This is a genomic window from Azospirillum sp. B506, assembly GCF_000333595.1.
GTDB lineage: Bacteria > Pseudomonadota > Alphaproteobacteria > Azospirillales > Azospirillaceae > Azospirillum.
This window is the reverse complement of the sequence record NZ_BADK01000439.1, coordinates 1-1,695: the sequence shown is the minus strand read 5'-3', so window position 1 is coordinate 1,695 and position 1,695 is coordinate 1. Positions and strand designations below refer to the sequence as shown.

The window sequence follows — 1,695 nt, the reverse complement described above, 5'->3', positions numbered from 1 at the left end:
GACAGCAGCGGCTGGGTCGAGGCCGCCTGGGCGATCGATGAGGGCGGGCGGCTGCTGATCGACTGGCAGGAGAATGGCGTTCCGCCGGTGCGGGCGCCGGCCCGCACCGGCTTCGGCACCACGGTGATCGAGCGCTCGGTCCCCCACGATCTGCAGGGCGAGGCGGAGGTGACCTATGCCCTGTCGGGCCTGCGGGCGCGGTTCATGATCCCGGCCCGCTTCGTCACCGTCGCCGCCAGCCTGCCGGGCGGTGGCCGGAGCAGCCTGCCGGTGCCGGCGGCGGATTTCTCCATCGGCGGCCCGGTGCTGCTGCTGGAGGACAACATGATCATCGCCATGGCGACGGAGGACGTGCTGATGAGCTTCGACGCCAGCCGCGTCAACACCGCAGCCGGCGTCCGCCATGCCTTGCGCCTGATCGACGAGGACCCGCCGGTGGTCGGCATGCTCGACATCAACCTGGGCAACGAGACCTCGCTCGCGGTGGCCGAGCGGCTGCGCGAGCTGGGGATCCCGTTCGTGTTCGCGACGGGATATGGCGAGAGCGCCGCGGTGCCGGAACGGTTCGCCGATGTACCGGTGCTGAAGAAGCCCTATGGCTCGGATCAGGTGGTGCGGGTGCTGGCGTCGGTAATGGGGTAGGGGGGCCTACCCCTTGACGGCCGCATAGCGCGCGAACAGAGCCACGCTGACCGCGACCGTGGCGTTCAGCGACTCCACGGCCCCTGTCGTCGGCACCGACAGCCGTGTCGCTGGACAGTCCGCCGGCACGCCCTGCCCCTCCTCGCCCAGGATCAGCCGCATGTCGGCCGGCCAGTCGAAGCGGGTCAGATCCTCGCCCCCGCCGTCCAGGGCATAGAGTGGTCCGGCCGCCTCGTTGACCGTCGCCCAGCGCGGCCCGCGCAGCAGGGTCAGGGCGAACTGCGCGTTGGACGCCGCGCGCAGGCATTTGGGGTGGAAGGGATGCGCGGCCCCCTCCAGCAGGACGATCCGCGACACGCCGAAGGCGGCGGCACTGCGCAGCAGGGCGCCCAGGTTGCTGGGGTCGCCCAGCGCGCACAGCAGTTCCAGCCCTTGCGGCGGCTGCGACAGGTCGATGGCCGGCATCTTGGGCACCCCTCCGACCAACAGCGGGAAGCCGGTGCCCGACACGTCGAGCGTCCGGAACAGGGCGGGGGCCAACTGCACCGGATCCACCCCCGGGGGCAGGCGCCAGCCGGCGATCTGGGCGGGGTCGGTGAACAGCAGCCGCTCGAACCGCTCGGGATGCTGGCGCAGCGCCTCCGGCACCGTCTTCAGGCCGGCGAGCAGGAACTTGCCGTTCTTCTTCAGCCCGCGGCTTTCCAGCGCCGATTCCCACAGCTTGAACTGCGGATTCTGCGGGCTTTCGATCAGCAGGGGCGGGCGGGTCATGGCAACGGGCTTTCCGGTGGGGGGATGCCCCTGCCTAGCACAGGCGCCGGCCGAGAAACAGCAACGGCCCGCGCTGGCAGGCGTCGGTGAAGCCGGCACGGTGGTAGAACTCGACATTGCGGGCGAAGGCGGCGGTGACCAGATGCAGGCCGGGCAGGCCGTCGACCCGGCAATCCTCGGCGAAGCGGTCGACCAGCCGGCGTCCCAGACCATGCTCCCGCCATCCCGGCCGGACATTCACATGGAAATGGGCGGGGTAGGCGGCGAAATGGTCGGCGAAGA

General features: G+C 70.9%; 2 protein-coding genes and 1 pseudogene. 1 reads left to right on the top strand and 2 read right to left on the bottom strand.

Annotation, left to right across the window (positions count from 1 at the left end):
• A pseudogene (locus tag I71_RS13410) lies at positions 1–642 on the top strand (response regulator); the annotation flags it as partial.
• 6 nt (positions 643–648) lie between these two features.
• Here I71_RS13410 and I71_RS13405 read toward each other — a convergent pair.
• Together I71_RS13405 and I71_RS13400 are read right to left on the bottom strand one after the other, a co-directional pair.
• Positions 649–1,413: an RNA methyltransferase gene (locus I71_RS13405; RefSeq protein WP_049976100.1), complete on the bottom strand. Its 765-nt coding sequence runs from the start codon at positions 1,411–1,413 to the stop codon at positions 649–651.
• A gap of 34 nt (positions 1,414–1,447) precedes the next feature.
• Positions 1,448–1,695 (bottom strand): GNAT family N-acetyltransferase (locus tag I71_RS13400; RefSeq protein WP_042695357.1); only part of this gene is annotated, 248 nt, incomplete at its 5' end.

What these genes read in the sequence shown, in the direction of transcription:
- I71_RS13405 (WP_049976100.1), bottom strand. Translation starts at nt 1,413, where the DNA reads ATGACCCGCCCGCCCCTGCTGATCGAAAGCCCGCAGAATCCGCAGTTC.